The organism is Massilia glaciei (assembly GCF_003011895.2).
Taxonomy (GTDB): Bacteria; Pseudomonadota; Gammaproteobacteria; order Burkholderiales; family Burkholderiaceae_D; genus Telluria_A; species Telluria_A glaciei.
This window is the reverse complement of sequence record NZ_PXWF02000304.1, coordinates 1-24679: the sequence shown is the minus strand read 5'-3', so window position 1 is coordinate 24679 and position 24679 is coordinate 1. Positions and strand designations below refer to the sequence as shown.

The following is a 24679-nucleotide window of genomic DNA, read 5'->3' as shown; positions in this document are numbered from 1 at the left end:
CGCGCGGCGCGAGGCGGCGGGGCTGCGGCTCGCCTTTGCCGGTGCGCGCGCCGGCCTGCGCCATGGCGTGTGGTCGCTGCACGGCGGCGCGTGGCGTTTCGCGCTGGTGCCGGCCGGGGTGGCGCAATGGCTGGTGGCCCATGACGGCGCGCGCGGCCCGGCGCAAGCGGTGGTGGTCAGCGCGTTCGACCGGCTCGGCGTCGAAAGCGCGCGGGTCCAGGTGGCGCTGGCCGCCAGCCCCGCCGCGCCATAACCTGTCGGAATATGCATGCGGCGAGCTTTCATTATCGGGCTGCGGGGTGTCCTTGTATATTTAGTCATTGCCCTTTCTGAGGGCGCCGCCGGAAACCCCCATGCCCGATTCCACCCACGACCCAGACCCAGACCCAGAGCGCGGCCTTGGCCTTGGCATTGACGCCGGCGGCACCCAGACCCGCTGGGCGCTCGCCGACGTCGACGGGGTGGTCGCGGCCGAGGGCCATGTCGCCGGCCTGTCGGCCCTGCAGCTTTCAAACGAGGGCGGGCGGGCGCAGTTCCGCTCGGAGTTGGCCCGGCTGGCCGCCGCGGTGGCGCCGCACGGCCGCCCCGGCCGGGTGCGCGCCGGCTTGACCGGCTTCGGCGGCGACGGTGAATCGATCTCCGGCGCGCTCGCGCAGGCGCTGGGCGTCGCGCCCGACGCCGTCACCCTCAGCAGCGATATCGAGATCGCCTATGCGGCCAACTTCGGGCCCGGGCAGGGCTACCTCGTGTACGCGGGGACCGGTTCGATCGGCGCCTTCATCGACACCGCCGGCACCTTGCACCGCGCCGGCGGACGCGGCGTGGCGCTCGACGACGGCGGCGGCGGTTACTGGATCGCGCGCGAGGCGATGCGCGCCATCTGGCGCGCCGAGGACGAATGCCCCGGCCGCTGGCGCGGCTCGCCCATGGCGCACGCGGTGTTCGCGCATGTGGGCGGCAGCGACTGGGCCGATTCGCGCCGGTTCATGTATGCGCAGGAGCGCGGCGCGGTCGGCCGGCTGGCCATGGCGGTGGCATCGGCGGCCGACAGCGACCCGGCCGCGGCCGATATTTTGCGCGGCGCCGGCGTCGAGCTGGCCCGCCTCGCGCTGGCGCTGGCGGCGCGCCACGGGCCGCGCCCGGTGGTGCTCAGCGGGCGCGCCGCCGCCCTGCATCCCATGCTGTTCGGGGCGATGCGCAAGGCGCTGCCCGCGTCCACCGAACTGGTCCACAGCACCGCACGGGCCCATGTGGCCGCCGCGCGCTGCGCGGCCCGAACCCTCTCCCCCTATGTGCGACAACACGAAGGAAACAGCATGATGGAAACAGCAGCATGAAGGAAACAGCATGAACAAGATTTTGTGCGCGGCCATCATGGCCGCCATGCTCGGCGCCTGCGCCAGCCCACCGATCGACCGCAGTTATTCGGCCGCCTCGCAGGGCAGCCGCGTCAAGTTCCTGATCCTCCACTACACGGTGGGCAATTTTCCGTCGTCGCTCAAGACGCTCACCCAGGAGCAGGTGAGCAGCCACTACCTGGTCAGCGACGGGGCTGACCCGGTCATCTACGGGCTGGTCGACGAAAGCCAGCGCGCCAGCCACGCCGGCAACTCGCAATGGAAAAACTTCACCGATATCAACTCGAGTTCGGTCGGCATCGAGATCGTCAATCCGGGCTACACCGACACGCCCGAGGGGCGGGTCTGGTATCCGTTCCCGCAGGCCCAGATCGACCTGATCATCGCGCTGTCGCGCCAGATCATCGAGCGCCACAAGATCGCACCCGAAAACGTGCTCGGCCACAGCGACATCGCGCCCCAGCGCAAGCAGGACCCGGGCAAATTGTTCCCTTGGGACCAACTCGCCAAGGCCGGCCTGGTCAAATGGCCCGACGCGGCGCTGGTGGCCGACGCGCGCCTGCGCTACGATCAGCAATTGCCCGACGTCGCGTGGTTCCAGAAGCAGCTCGCCATGGTCGGCTACGCGGTGCCGCAGACGGGCGAACTGGACCCGCCGACGCGCACGGTGCTCGGCGCCTTCCAGATGAAGTACCGGCCCGCCACGATCGACGGCGCGCCCGACGCCGAAACGGCGGCCATGCTCGAGGCCTTGACCGCCGCGGCCCCCAAACGGCTATGATCTGGGCAAACGGGATTACACTTAAGGATTGAACCGATGCGACTGAGGCATATAGAAGTCTTCCACGCGATCATGCAGGTCGGGACCATCAGCGGCGCCGCCCAGGTGCTGCACATCTCGCAGCCGGCCGTGACCAAGGTGCTCCAGCATTGCGAGCTGCAGCTGGGGATGCTGCTGTTCGAGCGCGTGCGCGGCAAGCTCTATCCCAAGCCCGAGGCGCACCGCCTGTTCATCGAAACCGAAAAACTCAACCGCGACCTGCAGGGCATCCGGCGCCTCGCGGCCAGCCTCAAGGGGCGCGCGGTAGAGACCATCCGGCTGGTGTCGACGCCGGCCGTGGCCAACAGCGTGCTGCCGGCCGCGATGACGCACTGGCGCCACGATTTTCCCACCACGCGCTGCGAACTTGCCACCCACCACACCAGCGAGATCGTCAACACGCTGCGGCTCGGCGAGGCCGACCTGGGCTTGTCGCTGCGCGACCCTTGCCATCCGGGCATCGTGGCCGAACCGATCGCCCAGGGCGTGATGACGGCGATCGCGCCGGCGCGCAGCTGGAGCGCCGACGAGGCGTCCAAACCGCTCGGCGCCGACGGCCTGTTTGGCGAACTGATCGGCCACGCCGAACACGATCCGCTGGGAGAACTGATGGTCGCCGCGTGCGAGGCCCAGGGCGTGCATCCGACCTTCAGCACCGTGGTCCAGACCTACCAGATCGCCCGCTCGCTGGTCGAGGCCGGCGCCGGCATGGCCGTGGTCGATCCGTTCACGGCCGCCTCGGCCGACCGCGACAAGGTGCAGTGCCGTCCGTGGGCGCCCACCATTTCCGTGCAACTGTTTTTACTCACGGCCAACAGCTCGCCGCTGTCGCACGCGGCGCGCGCGCTGGCCAATTGCATCGGCGAGGCCGCCAGGGCGCGTCTGGACAAATGACCCTGATGACCCTGATGACCCTTCCCCCCGCGGCCGAGAACATCGGCTCCCACCCCGACTTCCGCCACCTCTCGAGCATCGAGGGCATCGAGGTCGACCTGCGCTATGCCTCGTCCAACAACTTTGTCGGGCGCGACCTGTATTCGCCGTTCGACTGCGCCTGGCTGCACCGCGAGGCCGCCGCCGCGCTCGAGAAGGTGGTCGCCTGGTTGGCCGCGCACCATCCCGGCCACACGGCGCTGGTGCTCGACGCCTTGCGCCCGCAGCGCGTGCAGCAGCAGTTGTGGGACGCGCTCAAGGGAACCGAACTCGAGATGTACCTGGCGCACCCGGAGCGCGGCTCGATCCACTCGTTCGGGATGGCGCTCGACATCACCTTGCTGGGCGCGGACGGCCGCGAGCTCGACATGGGCACCGCGTTCGACGACATGAGCGAGTTGGCCCATCCGGCGCTCGAACCCGAGCTGCTCGCGCGCGGCGCGCTCACGGTGGCGCAGGTGGCCAACCGGCAGGTGTTGCGCGAGGCCATGACGCAGGCGGGTTTCACCGGCCTCAACAGCGAGTGGTGGCATTTCGATTGCGGCGACCGGGTCCGGGTGCGCGGCAGTTTCAGCCGGGTGCTCTAGAATGGTGCCGACCATGAGACTGAATGTGTGCAAAATAAACGTTTGCAAAACCGCCGGCTGGCTGCTCGCCGCCGCCTGCCTGGCCGCGCCCTTGGCGGCCCACAGCGCCGCGCCCGCCGACAAAACGCTGCGCGTGTACATCAACACCAGCGAAAGCGGGATCGACCCGGCGGCCGCGTCCGACATCAGCACGCTGAGTTTGGTCGAGAACGTGTTCGATCCGCTGTTGCGCTACGACTACCTGGTGCGCCCCGTCGCGCTGCAGGGCAACACGGCGGTGGCGCTGCCCGAGGTCAGCGCCGACCGGCTCAGCTACACCTTCCGCATCCGTCCCGGCATCGTCTTCACGCCCGATCCGGCGTTCAAGGGCGCGCGGCGCGAGCTGACCGCCGCCGACTATGTTTACAGCATCAAGCGCCTGTACGACCCGCGCATCCGCTCGCCCTGGTTGTCCATGTTCGAGGGCAAGATCGCGGGCGACGCCGCGCTCAAGGGGGCCGACGGCAAGTTCAGCTACGACACCGGCATCGCCGGCCTGCAGGCGCTCGACCGCTACACCCTGCGCATCCGCCTGACGGCGCCGGACAACAATTTCCTGTTCTACCTGGCGACGCCGGCCACGGGCGCCATGGCGCGCGAAGTGGTCGAGGCCTATCCGGGGCAGGCGGGCAACCATCCGGTCGGCACGGGCCCGTTCATGGTCGGCGAATGGAAGCGCAGCGACAAGATCGTGCTGCTGGCCAATCCGGACTCGCACGCGGTGTTCCGCGCCGCGCCCGGCCTGGGCGGGCGCGCGGCAAAAATCGGCGCCGCGCTCGAGGGCAGGCGGCTGCCGCTGGTCGACCGGGTCGAGGTGAAGATCGCCGAGGAGTTCCAGGGCCGCATGCTCGGCTTCCTCGACGGGCAATATGATTACATCGAGCAGGTGCCAGAGTCGATGACGAGCATGGTCATCGGCGACGGCAAACTCAAGGACGCGCTGGTCAGGCGCGGCATGGAACTGGTGCGCTTTCCGGTGCTGCAAACCTATTACATGTGGATGAACATGGAGGACCCGGTGCTGGGCGGCTACAGCAAGGACAAGCTGGCGCTGCGCCGCGCGATCGCGCTGGCCTACGACAGCGCCGAGGACATCGGCCTGCTCAAGCAGGGCTTCGCGCTCAAGGCCGAGTCGCCGCTGCCGCCCAATGTGATCGGCGCCGACCCGGCGTACCGCAGCCCGATTGCGCACGACCGCGCGCTGGCCAACGGCCTGCTGGACCGCTTTGGCTACGGCAAGCGCGACCCGGACGGCTTCCGGCGCGGGCCCGACGGGCCGCTGACGCTGACCATGCACAGCGAAGCGACCGTGGGCGGGCGCCTGCGCGACGAGTTGTGGCGCAAGAACCTCAATGCGATCGGCCTGCGCGTGGTGTTCAAGACGGACAAGAAGAGCGAGATCATCAAGGCCTCGCGGCTGGGGAAGGTGCAGATGTTCGAGTCCAATTGGATCGCCGATTTTCCCGATGCGGATAATTTCTACCAGTTGCTGTACGGGCCGAACGCGGGCCGGGCCAATTACGCGCGCTTTAAGTTGCCGGCCTACGACCGCCTGCTCGAGGCGGCGCGGCGCTCGCCCGACCCCGCGCCGCGCGCCAAGCTGTATTTCGAGATGAACCAGCTGATTCACGCGTACAACCCGTGGATTCCGCTGACGCACCCGATCTCGGCCGACATCCGCCAGCCATGGCTGAAAAACTACCTGAGGCATCCGGTCGACCTGACCGTGTGGCGCTATCTCGATGTCGATCTCGCCGCGCGCGGGCGGGGGGCGGGCCGCTAGTTGCAGGCCTCCCAATGATGGCCAACAGTGCGTGGCTTGTTTTCTATTTTGAAGGAGTCGAATTTATACTTTCATTCTGAGATAAGTTCGATCTTCACCTTCTTACCGAGGGCGGCAGCGGCACTGACCAAGGTTGTAAGTGTCAGGCTGGAATCGTTGTCATCTAGCAAGCGATTTAGCGAGGCGCGGCTCGTGTGCATCTTCTCGGCGAGACGCGTCTTGGTCATTTTCTGGTCCCTCATTTCACGCGCGATTTGCCACGCGATCACACGCTTAACGGCAACGACCGTTGCGCTGGTTAGCATTGCTCCGCCTGCAAGGAAGTCGTCGAAACTGCTGCCGATATTTTGGGCATTCATTTGTTCCTCCTGTAACCGCTACGCATGCTTCACTTCATTCGCCGTTTGGCAGTACGCAAATTTGTAGAAGCGTACTTCCAGCAGCGGCGCCATAGTGAATCAATGTACCAATAATGATACGTCCATCCAAGCGACGATTCGGAGGCGCGGGGCCAGTCCGTCGGTATCGCAGCGCGCCGGGCAATTCATTTTTGAATATTAGGCGGCTTATCTATGCAAAAATGCATGATGGTGCGGTTAACTTTCGAGGCGGCGGGCAAATGAAACAGTGCTGGATTCAATCTCAACGGTCGTTGGTGTTCTTCGTTTGCGCGCTGCTCACGTTGAACGGCCCCGCGATGGCGCAATCGTCGTTCCAGTGGCCCGCAAACATCAAGGCGGCGGTCAGCCTGGCCTACGACGACGCGCTCGACTCGCAACTCGACGTCGCGATCCCCGCGCTGAACAAGCATCGCTTGAAGGCCAGCTTTTACCTGCAGTTGTCGAATCCGTCGGTTGGCGCGCGGATGGCGGAATGGCGCGCGGCCGCGCTGGGCGGGCATGAACTGGGGAACCACACCTTGTTCCATCAGTGCTCCGGCGCGCAGCCCGACCGCGCCTGGGTGCAGGCGCACCGCGACCTCGAGAGCACCAGCGTGGCGCAAATGAAGGACCAGATCCTGCTCGCCAATGCGATGCTCTATGCCATCGACGGCAAGCGTGCCCGCACCTTCACCGCGCCTTGCGGCGACCGGCGCGCGCGCGGCGTGAACTACCTCGACTCCATCAAAGACGATTTCGTCGCGATCAAGGCGGGCGCTGGCAGCGCTGTCACGCCGTCGATGGCCGCGCTGGACCTGCATGCCGTGAACGTCCACGCGCCTGTTGGCATGAGCGGCAAGCAATTGATCGATCTGGTCAAAGCCGCCGCCGCGCAAGGAACCATGTTGAACCTGACCTTTCACGGCGTGGGCGGCGACTATCTGACGACGTCGCGGCAGGCGCATGAGGAACTGCTGGCGTATCTGTCGACCAACCGCGACACCATTTGGACCGATACCTTCCTTAACATCGCCACATTTGTGCAAACGCAAAGAGCTCCAAAATAGTCGATTCGCCAAAATTATTTGGCCGGTGTCGACATCGAGGCCGGCGTGGTTCGGGTCGCAAATAAATTACGGCCGATCGGCGACGCGACATGGCGCATCGTACCGGCAGCGGGCACCGCCGTCGACCTGATGGCCTCGGCGGATCTGGTTGAAACACCGCAGCTGCGCCTGCGCCGCTTCGGCAGCCGCAAGGCCGATGTCTACGGCGCCTATTTCAATCCCGAAGAATATCGCCAATGGCTTGGCGTGGCGGCAATCCGCAAACGCAGCGCCGGCTGGCACTGCAGCGCGGCATTGGGGGCGGGGCGCGAGCAGAACGATGGCGTCGGTTCGCGCGCATCGTATCTGGCCGAGGCGCGCGCCGAGACCACGGTCATGCGCGACAGCAAGCTGGTGCTACACGGCGGCTATTACCGAAGCGCGGCCGGGGTCATCGACAATCCCAACTACGCGTACCGCCAGCTTGGCGTGAGCCTGGTCGTGCCATTGCATTGACCCAGATAAATTTACGTGGCAACCCGCACCCCTGCCAGGCGATTCCCACGAAACAAATTTCGTAACCGGGGTCTGACCCCACTTGTGAAATTAATTTCCAAATTGAAGCCATGCGCAACAATCCTAGCCCTTGCTAGGGCCGAAAAATTTATGCTGTGCAAGAAATATTTCGCAATCGGGGTCAGACCCCGGTTACAAAATTTGAGTCAACTCACGGTTGCGCAGCACTTTTTGTACTTCTTGCCGCTGCCGCATGGGCATGGGTCGTTGCGGCCGACTTTCGGCGCGTCCCGCGCGGCGCTGCGCTTCGGCTGGTGTTGCTCGGCGTAGTGCCCGTTGATCTGGATGACCGAGGGCGTGACTCTGGCCATCCAGCGCTCCGTCTCGTCGTCGCCCATCGACGCCGCCTCGCTCGCGCCCAAGCGCTCGAACGGGGCGAACCAGTCGGGCTGCGACTCCAGCAGAGGGGCCCACGCGGCGCTGTCCATCTGCATTCCTTTGAGGAAGCCGACACACCACTGCGTGATGCCCCACTCGGGTCCGCACTCGAATATCGGCTCGAAACTTCCCGGGTCCTTCGCCAGCCAATCGGCCATGTGGTGGTAGTGGCGCATGACCAAGGTCTGCGCCAGGGCGATGTCCTCGGCCGTGCCGCTCGGGCCTGTGGTGCCTTCTTGCTTGTCCCACACCCGCGGCAGCCATTGCTCGGGCGTCAGGCGGGTCGGGCCGATCACGACGGCGGTCAGAAAACCTTCCAGTGTCGAGACATCCATCGCGCGCCCGCCATGGCCGGGCGCGCCAAGCAGGGCGTCGAGCTTCTCGTATTCTTCGTCCGTCAGTGGGGCCTTGAGCGCTTTGCTTTGCATGCTTATTCCTTGTTGCCTGTGCCAAAAGTGGCTTGGCGTAATTGTACCGTTCAAAATATAGTGCGAACGCGCACCCTGTTTCATTTATGATTTCGGACACTGTTGACAGTGCAATGGACACGAATGTTCAAGAAATTAGTCGGGGTGTTCGATAGGGCGCGCGGTGCGCCCGCTCCATATGGCAATGCCCTGCTGCGCGACGGTTTGCAGGGGCTGAGCAAACTCGACGCGGCGCTGCGCGAGCGCGCGCTGGCCTATGTTTGCACTGGTGCGCCCGAGTCCGTTTTGGCGGAATTGCAACGTTTCGATGGCGGCGCGGGGATCTTGCTTGGCAGGCCGGGCAAGCTCGGGACCTGTCTCTTGGCAGGGGCTCTGAGTGACGATGAATTCGATGCGGCAAAAGCGAGCCTTTCGGCGCGCAGCGTTTTTTACCAGCAGCTCGAAGCAACGCCGCCGCTCGAACTTTTGCTGCGTTTGGGGAAATTGTTCGAGGCTGCCGACCAGGGAAAGTCGCTCGACCGGCGTTGCAATGCGGCGCCCGACTACCTTCTATATCTGGTCAACGATGCGCTTTCGACGAGCTTCGATGGCGTCCGCCCGGACCCGCGCGCAGATCAACGCCCGCACTGGGACGTCGTGCTGGTCGACAATCTGCTCACCTGCGCCGGCTTGCCGCGCGCCCTCGCGCTGCAAATCGTGTTCGAGCGCGATGGCGCCGAGCCCCACCATCCGGACCCGTCGCTCGAGCGCCTGCTCGCTCCCGGGTCGCTGGCCGGCTACATGCTTGCCAACGGCGACTGCGTGGAATCGTTGCCGGCGATCTTGTCCGCTGGCGCGCGCTTGCTGCTGGCCGACGCGATCGGCGGCGTCGCGGCATTGGCCTCACGGTTTGCCGCGCTGCTCGTGCGCCTTGCCGTCGATAACAACAAGACCGTCCGCGATGCCGCCGCGCGCCATCTTGAAAGCATCCCCGCGCCGCGCAGGTTAGATTTGCTGGCGCAAACGCTCACGGAAGGGGACGGCGCCGAGCGTGTGCTCGCCGCGCATCTGCTGGGACGGACGCTCGGCCCGGACAGCATCGCGCGGCTCGACGCGGCCCTCGCGCAAGAGGCCAGCCGGCCTGTGCGGCAAGCCATCGAAGGTGCTTTGTTGCGCCTGCGGGCGGCCAGCGAGGCGGGCGCGACCGAGATGCCACCCGCGCCAACCCTGCAGCCGCCACGCGATGACGAACTCGGCGAGGAGGCCTTGCGCGTGGTCGCGGGCAACCGCCTTGAGTTGCTCGAGCGGCATCGGCAGGCCGCGGCAGCCGAGCGGGAGCAAGATCCGCTGGGCACGCATTCCGGCAGGCGGCGCGAACGCCATTACCAGCAATACCTGGCGCTCACCGACGCCCGGCTCGCCACGGCCGTGCTGGCACTGAACCAGCACGCCGACCCCGCGCGCCGGGACGATGCCGACATCGCCCTCATCAACGAAACGCTGGCCTTCGACGGCCGCCTCGTGTCCTTGCCTGGCTTTGGTTTGACGCAGTTGCTCCGCTGGATACACCGCCTCCCACAGAGCAAGGGCAATTTTTGGTACGACCCGCGCTTCCAGATGTGGCTGGCGCGGCAAGACCGCGCGTCGATCGATCTGCGCTTGCTCGAGGACGCGCTCGAACAGCTTGGCGACGACGAGGATGCGGTCGCCGCCAGTTGCCTGCGGCCCAGCCGAAGCGCCTGGCCGTCGCCGCTCGAGGCGCTTCCGCCCGAGTGCGTCTGGCCCTATTTCTCCGCGCATCCCGCGCTGATCGACGAGGGGCTGGGATTGGGCGCGGGACAGCGCGGCGGCGGCGAGGGCTTCGATGTCGACCGCACGCTGGCGGTGCTCGCGACCTTTCCGGCCTTGCCCGCGCGCTGGTTGCCAAGGCTTATGGAGTTGGCGCTGGGCGAGGGCAGGGCGCACCGGGCCGCCGCCAGGAAAGTCCTAAGCGGCGTGCCCGACATTGGCAGGCGCGTGCTGGCCTCGCTCGGATCGAGCCACCAAGAGACGCGTGGCGCTGCCGCGCGCTGGCTTGGGGAAATCAATTACCGGCAAGCCGTGCCCGAGCTCTACCAGGCCTTGGACAAGGAGACGCGCGAGACCGTGCAGGCCGCGCTGCTGACGGCGCTTGAGTACCTGGGCCAGGACATCGGGCCCTTGCTGGCGCCGCCCGCCCTGCTCGCGGGCGCGCGCAAGGGCCTCAAGGCGCGCCTGCCGGGGGCGATGGCGTGGTTTCCGCTCGACGATTTGCCCTCCTGTTCGTGGCGCGACGGCATGCCGGTCGAAACGGAAATCATTCGCTGGTGGGTGGTGCTCGCGTGCAAATTGAAAGAGCCCGCCGGCAACGCCTTGCTTGCGCGCTACCTCACGCTGCTCGACGCGGACAGCCGCCACGCGCTTGGCACCATGGTGCTGCGTCAATTTATTGCGCACGACACGCGTGCGGGCGCGAAGGGCGAGTACCTTGGCAGCGCCATCGGCGAAAAGGGTTTGCTCGGATTGATGCACGGGGCGCCCGCTGGGGAAATCGTCGCCCAGGTGCAGGCCTATTTGCAGCAACACTACGGGCGCCGGGCCCAGGTCGAGGCCCTGCTCGAAGCGGCCGCCGGCTCGTCCGACCAAGGCGTGATCCATTTCATGCTCGGCCTGTCGCTGCGCTGTCGCACCGCTTATATCGCGCAAAAGGCGCGCGCGCTGGTCGAACAGATTGCCCAGCGCAATGGCTGGTCCGATGAGCAATTGGCCGACCGCACCGTTTCCCACGCCCGCCTCGACGACGGCGGGCAGATGGAAGTGCGGATCGACGAACGCGTTTTTTATATGCGGGTGGGCGCCAACCTCAAGCCGGTCTTGCTCGACCACGAGCAGCGGCCGATCAAGGCCTTGCCCGCGCCCGCCGCGCACGACGCGGCCGTGCTAAAGGCCGCGCGGCACCAGTTTTCCGTGTGCAGCAAAGAGATCAAAAAGGTGGTCGCAGCCCAGAGCGCGCGCCTGCACGTGGCGATGTGCGCCGGCCGCCAGTGGCAGGTCGATGAATGGCGCGAGTATCTCCAGCGCCATCCCGTGGTCGGGCAACTGGTGCAAGGTTTGTTGTGGATGGCGCTAAGCGGCGACGGGCGTTGTCTGCATTTGTTGCGTCCCGGACGCGATGGCCGCCTGCTCGGCGCCGACGACGAACCGATCGTGCTGGCCAAGACGAGCCTGCTCCAGCTTGCGCGGCGCGACCTGCTGACGAGCAAGCAGGCGCGCGAATGGAAGGCGCATTTCAAGGCGCACGCGCAGCCGGCATTGTTCCGGCAAATGCTGCGCGCGCGCGCCTCGGCCCAGCTTACTTCGCGTTGACGATGCCCTTGAAGTCGTAGGGCACGACGATGGTGTGCACCTTGCCTGCGGCGACGCCCTCGGCGATCTTCAGGTTGGCCATCGCGTTCATATAGCCGATCGCGCCGGCATTGGCGTTCAGGGCGGCGATGCGCTCTGCTTCCTTCTTGGCCGTTTGGACTTCGACTTCCTTGGTCTTGAGTTCGTTCTGGGCCCGCACCAGGTCGTTGGCGCTGTTGATGATCACGTCGGCCGGCGTGATTGCGCGCACCTGCACCTGCGACACCGTGATCTTGTCGCCGAGCTTTTCTTCGACGAGCGTCTTGACGATGGTTTCCCTGATTTGCTGCTCGATCAGTGGCCGGTTGTCTGCCATCTTGAGGGACTCGTAATTGCGCGCGGCCTTATAGGCGGCGTTGCGGGCGGTGAGGGCGACATAATTTTGCATCAATAAGATGTCATCACCGAACTGGTCCTTGCCATGGAAGGTCTTGTTCTTGGTGGTCCAGAGTTCGGACACGGCGGAAGGGTTGATATTGTAGATGACCGTCATGTCGAAATCTTTGATGGTCGAATTGTCCGACGCCAGCGGCGTCATATTGTCGATCGCGGCGGCCACGTCCTGGATCTTGAATGTCACGATCGACCCGACCAAGGTTTGGTTGAACGAACCCGGCAAACGTTCGGTCGGGTCGGTGGTCCTGTCGAAGTTGACGCGCAACCCGACTTCGCCCGTTTCAATCCGTTTGCAGCCGGCCAGCGCGAGCGCCACCGACAAAACCGCCACCGCTGTAAATTTATTCGCCATCATCCCACCCCATTAATTAGTTATCGTTTTTATAATGCCGCTATCGATGCGCCGCTGCCTTTTCTCCGTTCGTGCGAAAATACTGGCTCACTATTTATCCTGACGAGCAAACGACACCATGATGACCTTATTCGCACTTCCAATTTTCGATGCCACGATTGTCGTCGATGGGAATGAACTGTTCAAGGGGAAAGGCTCCGCAAGCCACTGGGCGGAGCGACTTGCAGTTGAGGTGAAAAGTGAAGTGACGGTTCAAAAGATCGGCAACGGCTGGGCCTTGTTCGCCAACGTCGATGGCAAGGACTGCGTCTGGGGCATTCTCGGGCAGCGTCTCAAGCAGATCGACTTGCCGCCAAGTAAGCCTATTTGAATAAGCCTGGTAGTTGAAACCGCCCGCCCTTACTTGGCGCCGGGGCGCACGCGCTCCATCATCACCTTGTATTGGGCGTCGATAAAGACCTGGTTCGGGTCGTGGCCGGCGGCAGGCACCAGGATAAAAGCCTTTTCCGGCGCGCTGATGCGGTCGAAATAGCGCTTTGTGACGTCGACGCGGGTCACCAGGTCCTCCGTGCCATGGACCAGAAACACCGGCAGGTGGAAATCGAGGCCCAGCTTTGGCAGGTCGACCTGCGAAAACATCCCCTCGCCGGTCATTCCCATGAATTGCACAAACGAGTAGTCGTCGGCTTCCTCGGCGTCGCCCAGCGCTTGTGGAGTAGCGTAGGCGGGCGCCGGTTTCCACCATGGCGCCGGCGCCGGGGCCGTCGTTTTGGCCTCATATTGACGTGTGATGCGGCGCATGATCCCGAAGTTGCGCGGATTAGTCCAAGGCGGCGCGCCGATCGACGCGAGCATCGCCGACGATTTTTTATCGCCGGCCAGGGCGCTCATCTCGGTCAATACCTTGAAGGAGGCGGCCAGATTCTCGTCTCTTTCGACCATCTGGGCCACGCCGACATACGCGTGGAACAGTTCGGGATGCTGCTTGGCCATGTGGGCCCCGAGGATCGATCCCCACGAACTGCCCGTCAGGATGATCTTGCGCTTGCCCAGATGGCGCCGCAGGAAATTGCTCACCTCGATGCCATCGGCCGTCATTTGCGCCAGCGTCAGCGTGGTGTCGGCACCGGGCTTGTTGCGGCCGAAAGTCTTGCCGGCGGCGCGCTGGTCCCATTGCACCAGGGTGAAGTCGGCCGCCCAGTCGCCGTAAATCGCATCGGCGTAGGGGCTCATGGCGTTGCCTGGTCCGCCGTGCAGGAACAGGATCACGGGATTGTCGCAGCGCTCGCCACGGATCGTGATCCACTGCTCGATCCCGCCGATCGGCACGAATCCGTCCTGTTGGATGCGGCCGGCGCCGGTGCAGCGCACCGGCTCGAGCGGGTCCAGCACGGTGGTGGTCTGGGCGGTGCTTGTCGTTGCGGCAAGCAGGGCGATGCTTGCAAAGATGAAACTGCGGAGCAGGTTGCGGATCGTCATGATGGGGACCGGTGGGTTGAACAGGATGCCAGTTTCGGGTTTGCGGGCGCGCCAGGCGCTTCAAATGATGATTTGAACCCTTTTTTGGGGACCCTCGGGGCCATTATTCGCTGTTTTCTCCGCCGCGGAACTCGGATGGTGTCATTCCGACATGTTTCTTGAATGCCCGGTTGAGCGAGCTTTTGCTGTTGAAACCGGCGGCAAGTCCGAGCTCGAGGATGCTTGCGCCCGACTGCAGCGGATCGCGCATCGCCGTTTTCAGGTCGCGCACCCGAAAGCCGTTCAAGTATTCCTGGAAATTCATTCCACACGACTGATTGACCAGTTGCGACAATTCGTGCGCGCTCATCCCGATGCGCGAGGCCAAGGCCTCCAAGCTCAGTTCGCCGTCGCGGTAGGCGTGCTCGTTTTCCATGCAGGCGGAAAGATCGCGCAGATAACGGGCGCTGTCGTCCGGCGTCAGCTGGCTGGCGGCGTAGCTCGGCTTGGCCGGCTCGGGCTCGGACAGGGGCGCCGGCTGGTAGTCGAGCGGCATGCGCATGGCCAGATGCGCCAATCCGTACACGAATCCGATCATGACCAAGGCGCCAAAGGTGTCCGATGACACGGGAAACCCGGCAAAGATATTCTCGAGCACGAAAATGACGGCGTCGATCCCGATCCCCAGTCCCAATAACAGGGTGAGTCGGCGCAGTCCGCGAAACAGTTTTTCTTCGGGTTGGACGCGGTTGGCGCGCGCCACCAGGCGATAGCTCGCGATCAAATAGACGCCCAGATGGACGGCTTTAACCAGGCCGAAGCCGATGATATACAGCGGAATCCGCGTATGTGATTGCAGGATGGCTAGTTTGGCCTCCGCCGATTGCAGGTAATACGGGGCCCACGCCACTAGGGCCAGCGCGAAAGGGGCGAAGTGGCGCCAGTCGCGGCCGGTGAAAGGCGCGTCGTCAAGGATATTGCGCAGATACAGCAGGAGCAGGGGGCCGATCAACAAGGGCAATGCGGCGATCGCGCTGGCGGCGTGCGGATAACGGCCGAACATTCCCTGCATCGACAGGCAGGCGTGCGCGATGACGAGCACGAAGACAAATACCAAGGCCGACAGCAAGCGATTGGCGACCCGCAGGTCGGCGCGCTCGTTGGTCAGCAAGGACCAACAGAGGAACAGGCCCTGGCCGCCCGCCATAACGAATAGCCAGAATAGAAAGCTAGATTCCATTTGAGGGGACGCCGATACGCGGAAAGCGCGATTGCGCCGGTTCGCTTTTTTCCTGCGACACCTCGTGGAGCGCGCCTGTTCGCGGTATTTGACGCCAGGATAGAGGCATTAGCACGCCATTGGCGGCGTGCGGCATCACCCCGACCGCAAACAGGGCCACTTGCGCGACGTTGGAGCCGCCGGGTGGAATCAATTTAGCCATCGGGGAATGTGTCCTGCCGTGCGCGTTGTGCCAGGTAAGCGGGGAGCCTGCGCCCATCCGGCCAGAAAAGAAAGTGTCGGCCATGGTAAACGATAAGCCGGGGTTTGCGAACTACCAATTTTCCGACAATATGGAAAAGACTATCGGCGCTGTCGGCGCGATTTTTCACGGTAATTATAATTGCCAAAAAACTATTTTTTCATATACCATGGCCAGCGTCCGGCGAGCGCTAGCTTCCTGATCTTGGACATCAACGAGAATCCCCTATACGAGAACCGCGGGCCCACAATGAGCGACCAACCCTATTATCTGGAACGTCTCGGGATAGCACCGGATGCCGACGAGCGGACGATCAAGCGCGCCTACGCGCGCGCACTCAAACTGATCGACCAGGATGCCGATCCCGCCGGATTCCAAGACCTGCGCGAAGCGTATGAGGAAGCGCTGTTCTGGCTGCGGAATCAGGCGAGCATGGCGCAAGACGAGCATGAAGCCGAAGCCATCGATCCTGCCCCGACGCCGGCGCAACATCGGCCGGACACCGGGAGCGTAGACACGCGCGCGCCGGAACCGGGCCAAGCGCACGAAAGCCTTGGCGCCGATACGACAGCCCTGGCGATGGAGGTGTTCACGCAATTCCAGCAGCGCTGCCTGTCGATCGCCGACGATACGGAGGCGGGCGAGGCCTGGTATCGGCAATTGCAAGCCGCGATCGACGATGTGCGGCTTATCAGCCTCGGCGCGCGCGAGGCCTTCGAGCAAGGCGTCGCGAACCTGTTGGCCGGCGGGTGGCAACCGGGCCATCATGCGCTGTTCGTTGCCGCGACCAGGGTCTTTGATTGGGACATGGATCGCCGCCGCCTGCTTGGGCTCGGAATGGGGGGATACACCATTGACCGCGCCCTCGAGCAGCGCGCAATGTACGATTTGCAGCCGGACCAAGATTGCGAGTCGCAACGCCAAGTGATCGCGCGCCTGCGCGACCCGCAGCCCCCCTCGACGCGCGAACTGGTTGACGCAATGCCCACGCTGGCGACGCTGGCGGCGCGTTTTCCGACCTGGCTGGCGCTGATCACCGATACGGACAAGATCGCGAGTTGGTCCGCACTGCACGAAGCCATGCCGCTATGGCCCCAAAAAATGACACCCGCGTGGATCAGGGTGATGGCGGCGATCGTCATTGCGTTCATCATGCTGGTGTATTTGGCGACGAATGGCGCGAACAGGCAATCGTCAGACATGCAGACGGTCGCGGCCGAGCACCTTGAGCGCGCCGAAGAACTGCTGAATGCGGGCGACTCCGGCAACGCCATTGCGAGCTTCGACAGGGCGCTTCGCGCCGATCCAAACAATGCGGAGGCCTATGCCGGGCGGGCGCTCGCGTACATTTTTAACTTCGACTGGGAGCGTGCCTCGGGCGACCTCGACAAGTTGGAAACGATGGCCCCGTCGCACGCACGCTTGTATCTCGGCCGGGGCCTGCTTGCGGTAAAGGATAATCGCGCTGCGGATGCGATTGCGGCATTTACGCGTTCGCTTGAACTGCGGCCCGGTAGCTCCTTTACCTATAAAGAGCGCGCACTAGTCTATGAACAAATCGGGCAGCAAGACAAGGCGCTTGCGGACGCGGACGAGGCGATCCGGCTGCAGCCCGACAGATACTCGGCCTATTCGCTGCGCGCACGCGTTTATTTGGCGCGCGGTGAAAGGCAGAAATTACGCGAGCAGGCTGCAGCCGTCGTCGCCGTGGATGGCAGGAGTGACGAAGCGTACATCACCGCCGCTAGGATGCATATCGATCTCGGCGAGCGCAAGGAAGCGCTTGCCCTCGTCGACCGGGGGGTGGCGCTGGCGCCAACCGCATCGATCCATGTCTACCGCGCGGCAATCCGTCCATCGTCCGATATTGCCGGTCGGCGCGCGGACCTCAAGACGGCACTCAAGTTGGACCCCGACTTTCCCGGCGCGCTGAGGAATCTCGCCGAACTCGAGCGCGATGCCGGCCGCTACGAGGAGGCCATTGCAGCCTTCGATCAGGCGATCGCGAATGACTCGACACAAGGGATGCGCGCTATCTTGCTCGCGGGGCGCGGAAGCGTGTATGCGAAGCTGGGCGACACGGTCGCGGCCGATCGCGCTTTTGCGTCGGCCCGTTTCGCCGCGACGACCCCAATTGGGCTCAACAATCTCTGTTGGTACCTCGCGGTCGAGAATGCCGGGCTGCAAACGGCGCTGGCCGCTTGCGACGCGTCACTGGAACAAAGTCCAGAAAGCGCCCATACACTCGACAGCAAAGGCCTCGTGCTCGTGCGCTTGAACAGGTTTCGGGAGGCGGTCGCCGCCTATGACGAAGCCGTAAGGCGCAAACCGGCCGGGGGCGCGTGGTCACGTTATGGCCGTGGCATCGCGAAACACCGCCTCGGCGACGTGAAGGGCGGTGATGCCGATATGAAGGCTGCGCAAGCCGAGAATGCAGGGGTTGCCCAGGAATATGCGGCGATGGGCGTGTCCCGCTGATACTGCGGCACGCGCCCGGCTGCGAGGAAATTAGCCCGGGTATCGACTGCACCGCGACGCGCCTATCCGTCAATCCCAACCGCTTAAGCCGCGCCTGGGCAGTTTCATCCATATCGCCGCCAAAGGGGCGATGCTTATGGTTACCCTCTTGAATATGTTCCTTAACGCAGCCTCTACAGGAGAGCGGAGTATGAATTCAACAAACAATTCACCCATCACGGAAAGGCATCGACGCGCCACTTCCGCCGCCACGGTCACGCTGTTTGCAGCGGCTTTGTTGATGACGGCCTGCGGCGGCGGTGGCGACTCGCCGCAACGCGTCGAATCGCTTGGCACGCACAATGAGCAATGGACCCTCGCAGCGCCCGGCGAGGTCGGCATGGATGCGGCAACACTCCAGTTGGCGCTGAACGATGAGAGTTTCAGGTCCAGCATCATCGTGCAGCGCCACGGCAAGCCGGTGCTGGAACATTACTGGAAAGGGTACGATAAAAACACGCTGCACGAGATTCGCTCCGCCACCAAGAGCATCACCTCGCTCATGACCGGCATCGCCATCGACAAGGGCGTCCTGAAGGGCGTCGACCAGCCGATATCCGAACTGCTCGGCGCGGCCTACCCGGGCCGTCCTGCACTGACCCGCAATATCACGGTCGGCCACTTGTTGACAATGAGCAGCGGCCTCGATTGCGACGATTTCGACGAGTCCTCGCCCGGACACCAAAAAAACATGTACCCCACCAGGGACTGGCCCGATTTCATACTGAACCTGTCGCAACGCTCGACGCCGGGCACCCAAGCGCGCTATTGCACGGGGGGCGTGACCACCTTGGGGCGCGCGATTAGTGAAGCGAGCAAGCTGTCGGTTCCGGCATTTGCCGAACAACATCTGCTTGCGCCATTGAACATCACGACCATGAAATGGGTTACCTACGACAACGGGAAGCATTCAAGCGCAGGCGGACTGGCCTCCTTGCGGCCGCGCGACATGCTGAAGATTGGCCAATTGGTCTTGCAAAAGGGTAAGTGGGAGGGGCGCCAAATCGTATCGGAGGAATGGATTGCGGAATCGACAAGGTCGCACGTCGCGCTTTTCCCCGCACGCAACAGGTATGGCTACCTGTGGTGGTTCGGAACGGTTCCACTTGGAAACCGCCTGCTCCAAGTCCATTACGCATCGGGTAATGGCGGGCAGTATATTTTCGTGATTCCAGAACTTGACATGGTCGTGGTGTTCACGGGACAAAATTTTAATGCGAATACAGATACCTCGACTTTTCAAATCCTCACCCAATACATCGTCGGGGCAGTCAAATAAAGCAAGCCTTGCTGTTTTACTCGCCGACAATTGACTCGTATTGCCTATGAAGATGCGTCTGGTGCTCCGTCCGGCCCTGCCCGGACAGCTTTTTGCGTATGCGCTTGCCGCTCGGACCAGGGCGGCGTGCTGGCCTCCTCGTTAAAACGGCGCACATCTTTAATCGACACCCTTGAAATTCCGGAACGTCATCGAATTTGAGATTCCGGGCTGCGCGCTGTTCGCCTAGCCCGCACCGGCCGACCTAACGGCCGAAGGCGCCGCCCCTGCCTTCAATGACTAACCCACAAGCCAGCGCGCACCAGGAGCAAGCCCCCGCCGCGCCCTGCGGCGGTCCACATGGCCCGTCCGGATCTTGCAACGCCACACACTTTCCGCTCGATACCGGCACCGTCATGCATCGCGGAACCGGCAATTGCGACGTGCGGCGGACGACGCAGCTCAAGCCGCAGTCGGATGAGCCCGGTTAATGTTGAGCGACTCTGAAGTGCCAGGGGGTGTGTCTAAAGGAGAACAACAGTGAATATGCTATTGGTAAAAATTGTCGATTCAAATTCCACGCACGTTAAGGGCGCCGCTGTGCGCGCCGTCACCGCCGGCCGGGCGACGGTGCCGCTGCGCTTGGAGGACGATCAATGGACCGGCGCATGCGAGCGCGAACAGCAGGTGACGATCCACGTCTCGGCCAAAGGCTTTGAATCCGAAACGCACACTTTCGTCGCCACGGAGGAGGTGACGCAGGTGGTCGTGGGACTGCGCGGCGCGGGGCAACTTTCCTACGCTTATGGCAACGGCCGATTCTCCTTCCATCCGGTCGAAGACGCGTTTCTTGTCCGCGCGCAGGGCGCCGGGGCGGCCGACATGTTCTCCAAAATCGCGGCCCAACAACAACTCGAATGGCACCCCGTGCTGGAGCGGACCGGCGCCGCCGCCGACGAATTGTTCGTACGCGTGGAAGGCGACGCCGAGATCGCGCAAAGACTGACGGCCGAGCTGGCGCGCGCCCCGCTCACGGTCGAGCTGTCGCGGGTCATCGCGCACGGCCAGCGGCCCGCGGTCGGCCTCACCAATGAACTCGTGGTGCGCTTCCGGGACGACGTCACCCGGATGGAGGCCGAGCGCATCGCCGCCAGTTTCGGATTGACCATCGCGCGCGAGCTGCGCCACGCCGGCAATGCCTTCCTGCTCGCCAGGAAGGGCTATCCCGCCTACGAATTGCTCGAGACCGCCGATCGGCTGGGCCGCAATGAACGGATCGTGTACGTCGAGCCCAATCTCACATTCGCGCTTGAGCTCGATGACTACACACCCAACGATCCACTGTTTGCGCAAGTGCCGCATCTCGATCTCATCGGCGCCGACGGGGCCTGGGATCTGCTCGACGACCTCGCCGTCAACTTGCGCGGCGGCTCGCCGTTGGTCACCATCGCCGTGGTCGATCCACACGGAGTGACCCCCGACCATCCAGAGTTGACCGCCGTCCTCACCGACGGCACGAACAAGCTCGTCACTTCGATCAATTTCGCCGTCTCGCCGATCGCCGCGCAGAGCGTTGCCCAATTGGGCGGCGATCATGGCTCCCAATGCGCGGCCTCGGCGGCGGCCGCGTTCGACGACGCCCGCGGCCTGCCCGGGGTCGCTCCCAATTGCCACCTCATCGGCGCGCGCATCGGCTCGGCCACCAACGCCGTCGCCATGGCCGATCTCTACCTGTGGGTCGCCGGTTTCATGAACGGCTCCACCGCGGCCGGTTTTCCGGCCGCCTTGCCGGCGCGCGCCGCAGATGTGATCACCAGTTCCTTCGGGGTGACCGGCCTGGCCCTGTCGAACACGATCCGTGACGCCTTCGACTTCCTGACCACCTATGGTCGCGGCGGCAAAGGCGCCATACTTTGCTTTTCGTTGGGCAATACCGGCTACGGCGACTACACGGATGCCGCCGGCACACGGTTCCGCGCCTGGCCGGCCTACGAGAAAACCCTGGGAGTCGGCTCGAGCATCAATGTCGGCCCGACCAATCCGATTGCCGTGTCGGTGCATGCCGACCCCACTGGCGACACCACCAACATCGCGGTGGCGGTCGACACGCGCACCCTCTACAGCCCCTTCGGCGCCACCTTGCTGCGCAAGCCGGACCTGGTGGCGCCATCCCACAGCGCCTATGGCCCGGCCTTGATCGACCCGATCCTGTCGGCTGTGCGGGTCGGCACGGGCACCGTCGACGGCTGCCCCGGCCCGGCGGTGTGCAACGACTACGCGGTCTCGTTCGGCGGCACCAGCCACTCGACGCCCACCGTCGCCGGCGCGGTCGCGCTGATCCTGTCGGCGCGCCGCAACCTGAACTGGGTGCAGGTGCGCGACATTCTGCGGCGCTCGTGCACGCGCATCGACGCCGCGCAAGCGAACGCCATCGGCGCGTGGCAGGACCTCGATGGCGACGCGCTGATCGATTACAGCCGCTGGTACGGCGCCGGACGCCTCAATGCGCGCGCCGCGGTGGCGCTGGCGTTGGACGCCTCGCTTCCCCTGGCCGACATTTACGTGCGCGAAAACCTGGACGACATCGGGACGGTGCCGTCCGGTGGCGCATGGTGGGCGAGCCCGGACATCTGGGTCCGGCAAAACGCTGCAACGCCGATCCCGGCACTCGCCTGGACCGATCCCGCGCCCCACGAGAATGCGCGGCGCGGCCAGGACAACGCGCTCTTTGCGCGGGTGCGCAACCGTGGCGCGGCGGTCAACCCGGTTGTCTACGTGCGCGCCTTGATCACCCATTTCCCCGGACTGGAATTCACGTATCCCGCCGATTTCCAGCCATCCCACAATGTCGGGGCGCCAATACCGAATCCCCTGGTTCCGGGCACCTACCTGATCGGCGAGGCGCGCATCGACAACCTTGCGGCGGGCGCCAGCCAGATCGTCAAATTCAACTGGCAGCAGGCGCTCATCCCGCCGGAGACCGTCATCGTCGCAGACGCCACCGTGCGCTGGCACCCATGCCTGTTGGTGGACGCGTCGCCGCATGATGGCCCCGATCCGGTGGGCGGCTTGTCGGTGCCCGTGCAGGGCAACAACAATATCGCGCAACGCAACATCGCCATCGTCGACGCGGGCGACGCGCGCGCCGATCTGTTCGTCGGCATCATCGCGGGCACGCGCTCCGCGGTGGGCGTGTCCACCCTGGTGATCGATGCGTCACGCCTGCGCGCGGCGGAGTCGATCAGGATTCACGTCGCCGACGGGCGTGCCATGGCGCAGCTCGTGGCGGGCGTGCGGCTGGCGCTGCTGCGGCAGTGCTTCCCGATCCAGACAGGCGAAAAAACCGATGCCTGCGCGGTGGTCATCGAGCAAACAACCAGACTGCGGGTGGAGAATGGCTCCTGCGACACGGTCATCGAGGCGGCGCCTGGAACGAGGGTCTTTAGCGGCGGCTGCGGCGGCTCGGGAGTGGTCAGCACTTGCGTTGTGAAGCACCAGGATATCGAAACCGTCGAGATCAAGGGACTGCGTGGCCGGATCGAGATTCCCATGCGGCTGGCCGGCGGCCAGTTTGTGCCGCTGCTGGTCGCCGTCACCGGGCCGGGCCTTGGGGATTTGGAGGTAACGCAGCGTCGCGGTGATGGGGAAATTTCCGCTGGCTATGGGATACGCATGGTCAAAAGCTGAGGCCCGGATGGCTGGGCGAGTTCTGGCCTAAGGGTTTTTTCAGTGGCTGTCGGGCCGATTGTCGAGCGCCCGGCAGCCAATGCCCGAAAAGACTAGTCCTTGGACGCCGGAGAGATCGTCTTGCTGACCTTTCCGGCTTCATCGAGCATTTGAATCTCGGCTTTTCCGTCGGCACCGACCAACAGCATCATGCGAACCCGGCCTTGGGCATCCTTGAGCTGCAAGGCCGATCCCTTGTCGCGCGTATTGCCCAGGAAGATGCGATTGGTGCTCAGGCGGCCTTGCCCGGACAGCTTTTGCCAATAGGCTTGCTGCTCGGACGAGGGCAGCTTGCTGGCCTCCTCGCCAAACCGGCGCACATCTTCCATCGACGTCACCTTGAAATTCGGGACGTCGTTGATTTTGATGACAGTTTGTTGATAGTCCGCACCGTCAGTATTCAGTAGCTGCAGGGCCTGGTCCTGGCGGAAGCGATCGAAGGTCAGCGACAGGCCCGACGATATCGTGCCATCGGGAGCGATGCTTCCCTTCTGAATGAAGCCGCCGTTCTCGGTGCCTTCCTCGTTGATGAAAAGCATGCCTGCGAAGCTGCGGCGATCCGGCCGGGCGCCTTCCTTGCCTTGCATGAAGTCGCCCGGAAACTGCGCCCTGTTCGAGATCACGATGCGCTTGGTGCCGTCCGGTTCGACGATATTGATCCGTCCGACGGTGATCTCGTCAAATTGCCCATGCTTTGGAGGCTCCTTGGCCCCAGTTAACATGAACACTGCTGCCAGTGCGCTGGCCATGGTGGTGGCGCCCGCGAAGAACGTTCTGATTTGTGACATTGGTTTGCTCCTGTTTCAAAGTTAAATAAGCGTGTTTTCAATCCGACCGACGGCCTTGCGCATCCGCCATTCCACCAAAAAGGCCAACACGCCGCAGAATGCGAACAGGGCGCCCAGATACTGCAAGACCTTGTTCGTCGCGGAGTGCACATAGCGCACGTCAACCAGTTCAAACTTGCGCCGCCCGTTCCCGGCATCTTCAAAAAACACGCTGCCGCGGTCGCCCCAGGATTCGACGGTGATCATCCTGACCCTGGCCGCCTCGAATTCGGCGAGCAGCCGGGCATGTTCGTCTGGGCGGATGGTGTTTGCGGCGAGCTTCAAATTCTGGATTTCTTTGAATTGTTCAAAAACATTGTCCGATTCACTTCTTAGAATCACGCCCTTTGATGTGTATTTGTACTGGTCGTTGGGAGAGAAAATGCCATCGTTGGCCGCCAGCATGAGGGCAAATCCCACGGCACAGGCGCAGGCCGCGCCGAACAGCCATTTTTTTGCGTGGTGAACGCGGCGCTCGACGGCGCCGCTCAGGAATTGCCTCACTTCCGGGATATGGCGCAGGGAGGTCTGCAAGACGTTCTTGTCGATATCGCCAAGAAAAACCTCGGGGTCGATCTCGAGCGCTTTGACAATTGCGCTGAACATGTCGGAAGAGGGCTGCGATTTGTCGTTTTCCAGCTTCGACAAATAGGACTGCTCAATGCCGATGACTTCCGCAAACTGCGGTTGGGTAAGATTCTTTTCTGTTCTGATGTGCTTGAGCTTTTCGCCAAAATTCATCGGTTTCGCCTTCCTTTAGGTGGTTGGGGGCTGCCTCGATGTGCAGCGCCAGAACCGTATTCTTCGTGATTCGTGCATGAATTAGAAGATGAATATGGGCGAATGTCGATGAATATCGTGGTCGCGCCAGAATTGCCGGCAGGTTGAGCGCGAAGCGCTGGGGACCGGCCCCAATCCACCGGACTTAACGGGT

General features: G+C 63.7%; 20 protein-coding genes and 1 pseudogene. 13 read left to right on the top strand and 8 right to left on the bottom strand.

The genetic code is table 11. The features are described 5' to 3' along the window. The 6 genes and pseudogenes from C7C56_RS29115 to C7C56_RS23560 form a co-directional block, all read left to right on the top strand. Positions 1-253, top strand: a pseudogene (locus C7C56_RS29115) (hypothetical protein); the annotation flags it as partial. Positions 254-353: 100 nt separating this feature from the next. After that, positions 354-1337 (top strand): N-acetylglucosamine kinase, encoded by a 984-nt coding sequence (locus C7C56_RS23580; RefSeq protein ID WP_106759801.1) that lies wholly within the window; start codon positions 354-356, stop codon positions 1335-1337. A gap of 10 nt (positions 1338-1347) precedes the next feature. After that, a complete protein-coding gene (locus C7C56_RS23575) occupies positions 1348-2139 on the top strand; it encodes an N-acetylmuramoyl-L-alanine amidase (RefSeq protein WP_106759800.1) in 792 nt (263 codons plus the stop codon). Positions 2140-2175: 36 nt separating this feature from the next. Further along, positions 2176-3072 (top strand): LysR family transcriptional regulator, encoded by an 897-nt coding sequence (locus C7C56_RS23570; protein ID WP_106759799.1) that lies wholly within the window; start codon positions 2176-2178, stop codon positions 3070-3072. 14 nt (positions 3073-3086) lie between these two features. Next, a complete protein-coding gene (locus tag C7C56_RS23565; RefSeq protein ID WP_106759804.1) occupies positions 3087-3698 on the top strand; it encodes a M15 family metallopeptidase in 612 nt (203 codons plus the stop codon). A gap of 13 nt (positions 3699-3711) precedes the next feature. After that, the gene (locus C7C56_RS23560; protein ID WP_106759803.1) at positions 3712-5520 is read left to right on the top strand and encodes an ABC transporter substrate-binding protein; all 1809 of its coding nucleotides are present in this window, start codon (positions 3712-3714) and stop codon (positions 5518-5520) included. Positions 5521-5591: 71 nt separating this feature from the next. On the opposite strand, the gene C7C56_RS23555 is transcribed toward C7C56_RS23560, so the two are convergent. After that, positions 5592-5879: a helix-turn-helix domain-containing protein gene (locus C7C56_RS23555; RefSeq protein WP_106759798.1), complete on the bottom strand. Its 288-nt coding sequence runs from the start codon at positions 5877-5879 to the stop codon at positions 5592-5594. A gap of 113 nt (positions 5880-5992) precedes the next feature. Between C7C56_RS23555 and C7C56_RS23550 the strand changes: the two genes are divergently transcribed. Together C7C56_RS23550 and C7C56_RS23545 are read left to right on the top strand one after the other, a co-directional pair. Further along, complete coding sequence (locus tag C7C56_RS23550) at positions 5993-6967, top strand: polysaccharide deacetylase family protein (RefSeq protein ID WP_229458955.1); 975 nt, start codon at positions 5993-5995, stop codon at positions 6965-6967. A gap of 18 nt (positions 6968-6985) precedes the next feature. Then, complete coding sequence (locus C7C56_RS23545; RefSeq protein WP_106759796.1) at positions 6986-7462, top strand: hypothetical protein; 477 nt, start codon at positions 6986-6988, stop codon at positions 7460-7462. 206 nt (positions 7463-7668) lie between these two features. On the opposite strand, the gene C7C56_RS23540 is transcribed toward C7C56_RS23545, so the two are convergent. After that, entirely contained in the window at positions 7669-8328 is a 660-nt protein-coding gene (locus C7C56_RS23540) for a UPF0149 family protein (RefSeq protein ID WP_106759795.1), read from the bottom strand. A 123-nt stretch (positions 8329-8451) separates the two neighbouring features. Between C7C56_RS23540 and C7C56_RS23535 the strand changes: the two genes are divergently transcribed. Further along, positions 8452-11691 (top strand): DUF4132 domain-containing protein, encoded by a 3240-nt coding sequence (locus C7C56_RS23535; protein WP_106759794.1) that lies wholly within the window; start codon positions 8452-8454, stop codon positions 11689-11691. Here the strand turns inward: C7C56_RS23535 and C7C56_RS23530 are convergent. Then, positions 11678-12481, bottom strand: a complete 804-nt coding sequence (locus C7C56_RS23530; RefSeq protein WP_106759793.1) for an SPFH domain-containing protein — start codon at positions 12479-12481, stop codon at positions 11678-11680. The genes C7C56_RS23535 and C7C56_RS23530 overlap by 14 nt on opposite strands. Positions 12482-12596: 115 nt before the next feature. Between C7C56_RS23530 and C7C56_RS23525 the strand changes: the two genes are divergently transcribed. Next, positions 12597-12848 (top strand): hypothetical protein, encoded by a 252-nt coding sequence (locus tag C7C56_RS23525; protein ID WP_307719076.1) that lies wholly within the window; start codon positions 12597-12599, stop codon positions 12846-12848. Between the two features lie 29 nt (positions 12849-12877). Here C7C56_RS23525 and C7C56_RS23520 read toward each other — a convergent pair whose 3' ends face one another. The 3 genes from C7C56_RS23520 to C7C56_RS28405 all read right to left on the bottom strand — a co-directional run bounded on the left by C7C56_RS23520 (position 12878) and on the right by C7C56_RS28405 (position 15378). Continuing rightward, complete coding sequence (locus tag C7C56_RS23520) at positions 12878-13957, bottom strand: alpha/beta fold hydrolase (protein ID WP_106759792.1); 1080 nt, start codon at positions 13955-13957, stop codon at positions 12878-12880. Positions 13958-14060: 103 nt separating this feature from the next. Beyond that, positions 14061-15065 (bottom strand): helix-turn-helix domain-containing protein, encoded by a 1005-nt coding sequence (locus C7C56_RS23515; protein ID WP_181373327.1) that lies wholly within the window; start codon positions 15063-15065, stop codon positions 14061-14063. Between the two features lie 100 nt (positions 15066-15165). After that, positions 15166-15378: a hypothetical protein gene (locus C7C56_RS28405; protein ID WP_146204622.1), complete on the bottom strand. Its 213-nt coding sequence runs from the start codon at positions 15376-15378 to the stop codon at positions 15166-15168. A 288-nt stretch (positions 15379-15666) separates the two neighbouring features. On the opposite strand from C7C56_RS28405, the gene C7C56_RS23510 reads away from it, so the two are divergent. The 3 genes from C7C56_RS23510 (at position 15667) to C7C56_RS23500 (ending at position 22879) form a co-directional block, all read left to right on the top strand. Beyond that, a complete protein-coding gene (locus C7C56_RS23510; protein WP_146204621.1) occupies positions 15667-17895 on the top strand; it encodes a J domain-containing protein in 2229 nt (742 codons plus the stop codon). Between the two features lie 190 nt (positions 17896-18085). Continuing rightward, positions 18086-19213, top strand: coding sequence for a serine hydrolase domain-containing protein (locus C7C56_RS23505; RefSeq protein WP_181373326.1), 1128 nt, complete (start codon positions 18086-18088; stop codon positions 19211-19213). A 525-nt stretch (positions 19214-19738) separates the two neighbouring features. Then, a complete protein-coding gene (locus C7C56_RS23500; protein ID WP_106759788.1) occupies positions 19739-22879 on the top strand; it encodes a S8 family serine peptidase in 3141 nt (1046 codons plus the stop codon). A gap of 92 nt (positions 22880-22971) precedes the next feature. On the opposite strand, the gene C7C56_RS23495 is transcribed toward C7C56_RS23500, so the two are convergent. Further along, positions 22972-23706 (bottom strand): hypothetical protein, encoded by a 735-nt coding sequence (locus tag C7C56_RS23495; RefSeq protein ID WP_106759787.1) that lies wholly within the window; start codon positions 23704-23706, stop codon positions 22972-22974. 21 nt (positions 23707-23727) lie between these two features. Beyond that, on the bottom strand, positions 23728-24486 hold the full coding sequence (locus C7C56_RS23490) for a helix-turn-helix domain-containing protein (RefSeq protein ID WP_106759786.1): 759 nt from the start codon (positions 24484-24486) through the stop codon (positions 23728-23730). Between the last annotated feature and the right edge of the window lie 193 nt (positions 24487-24679).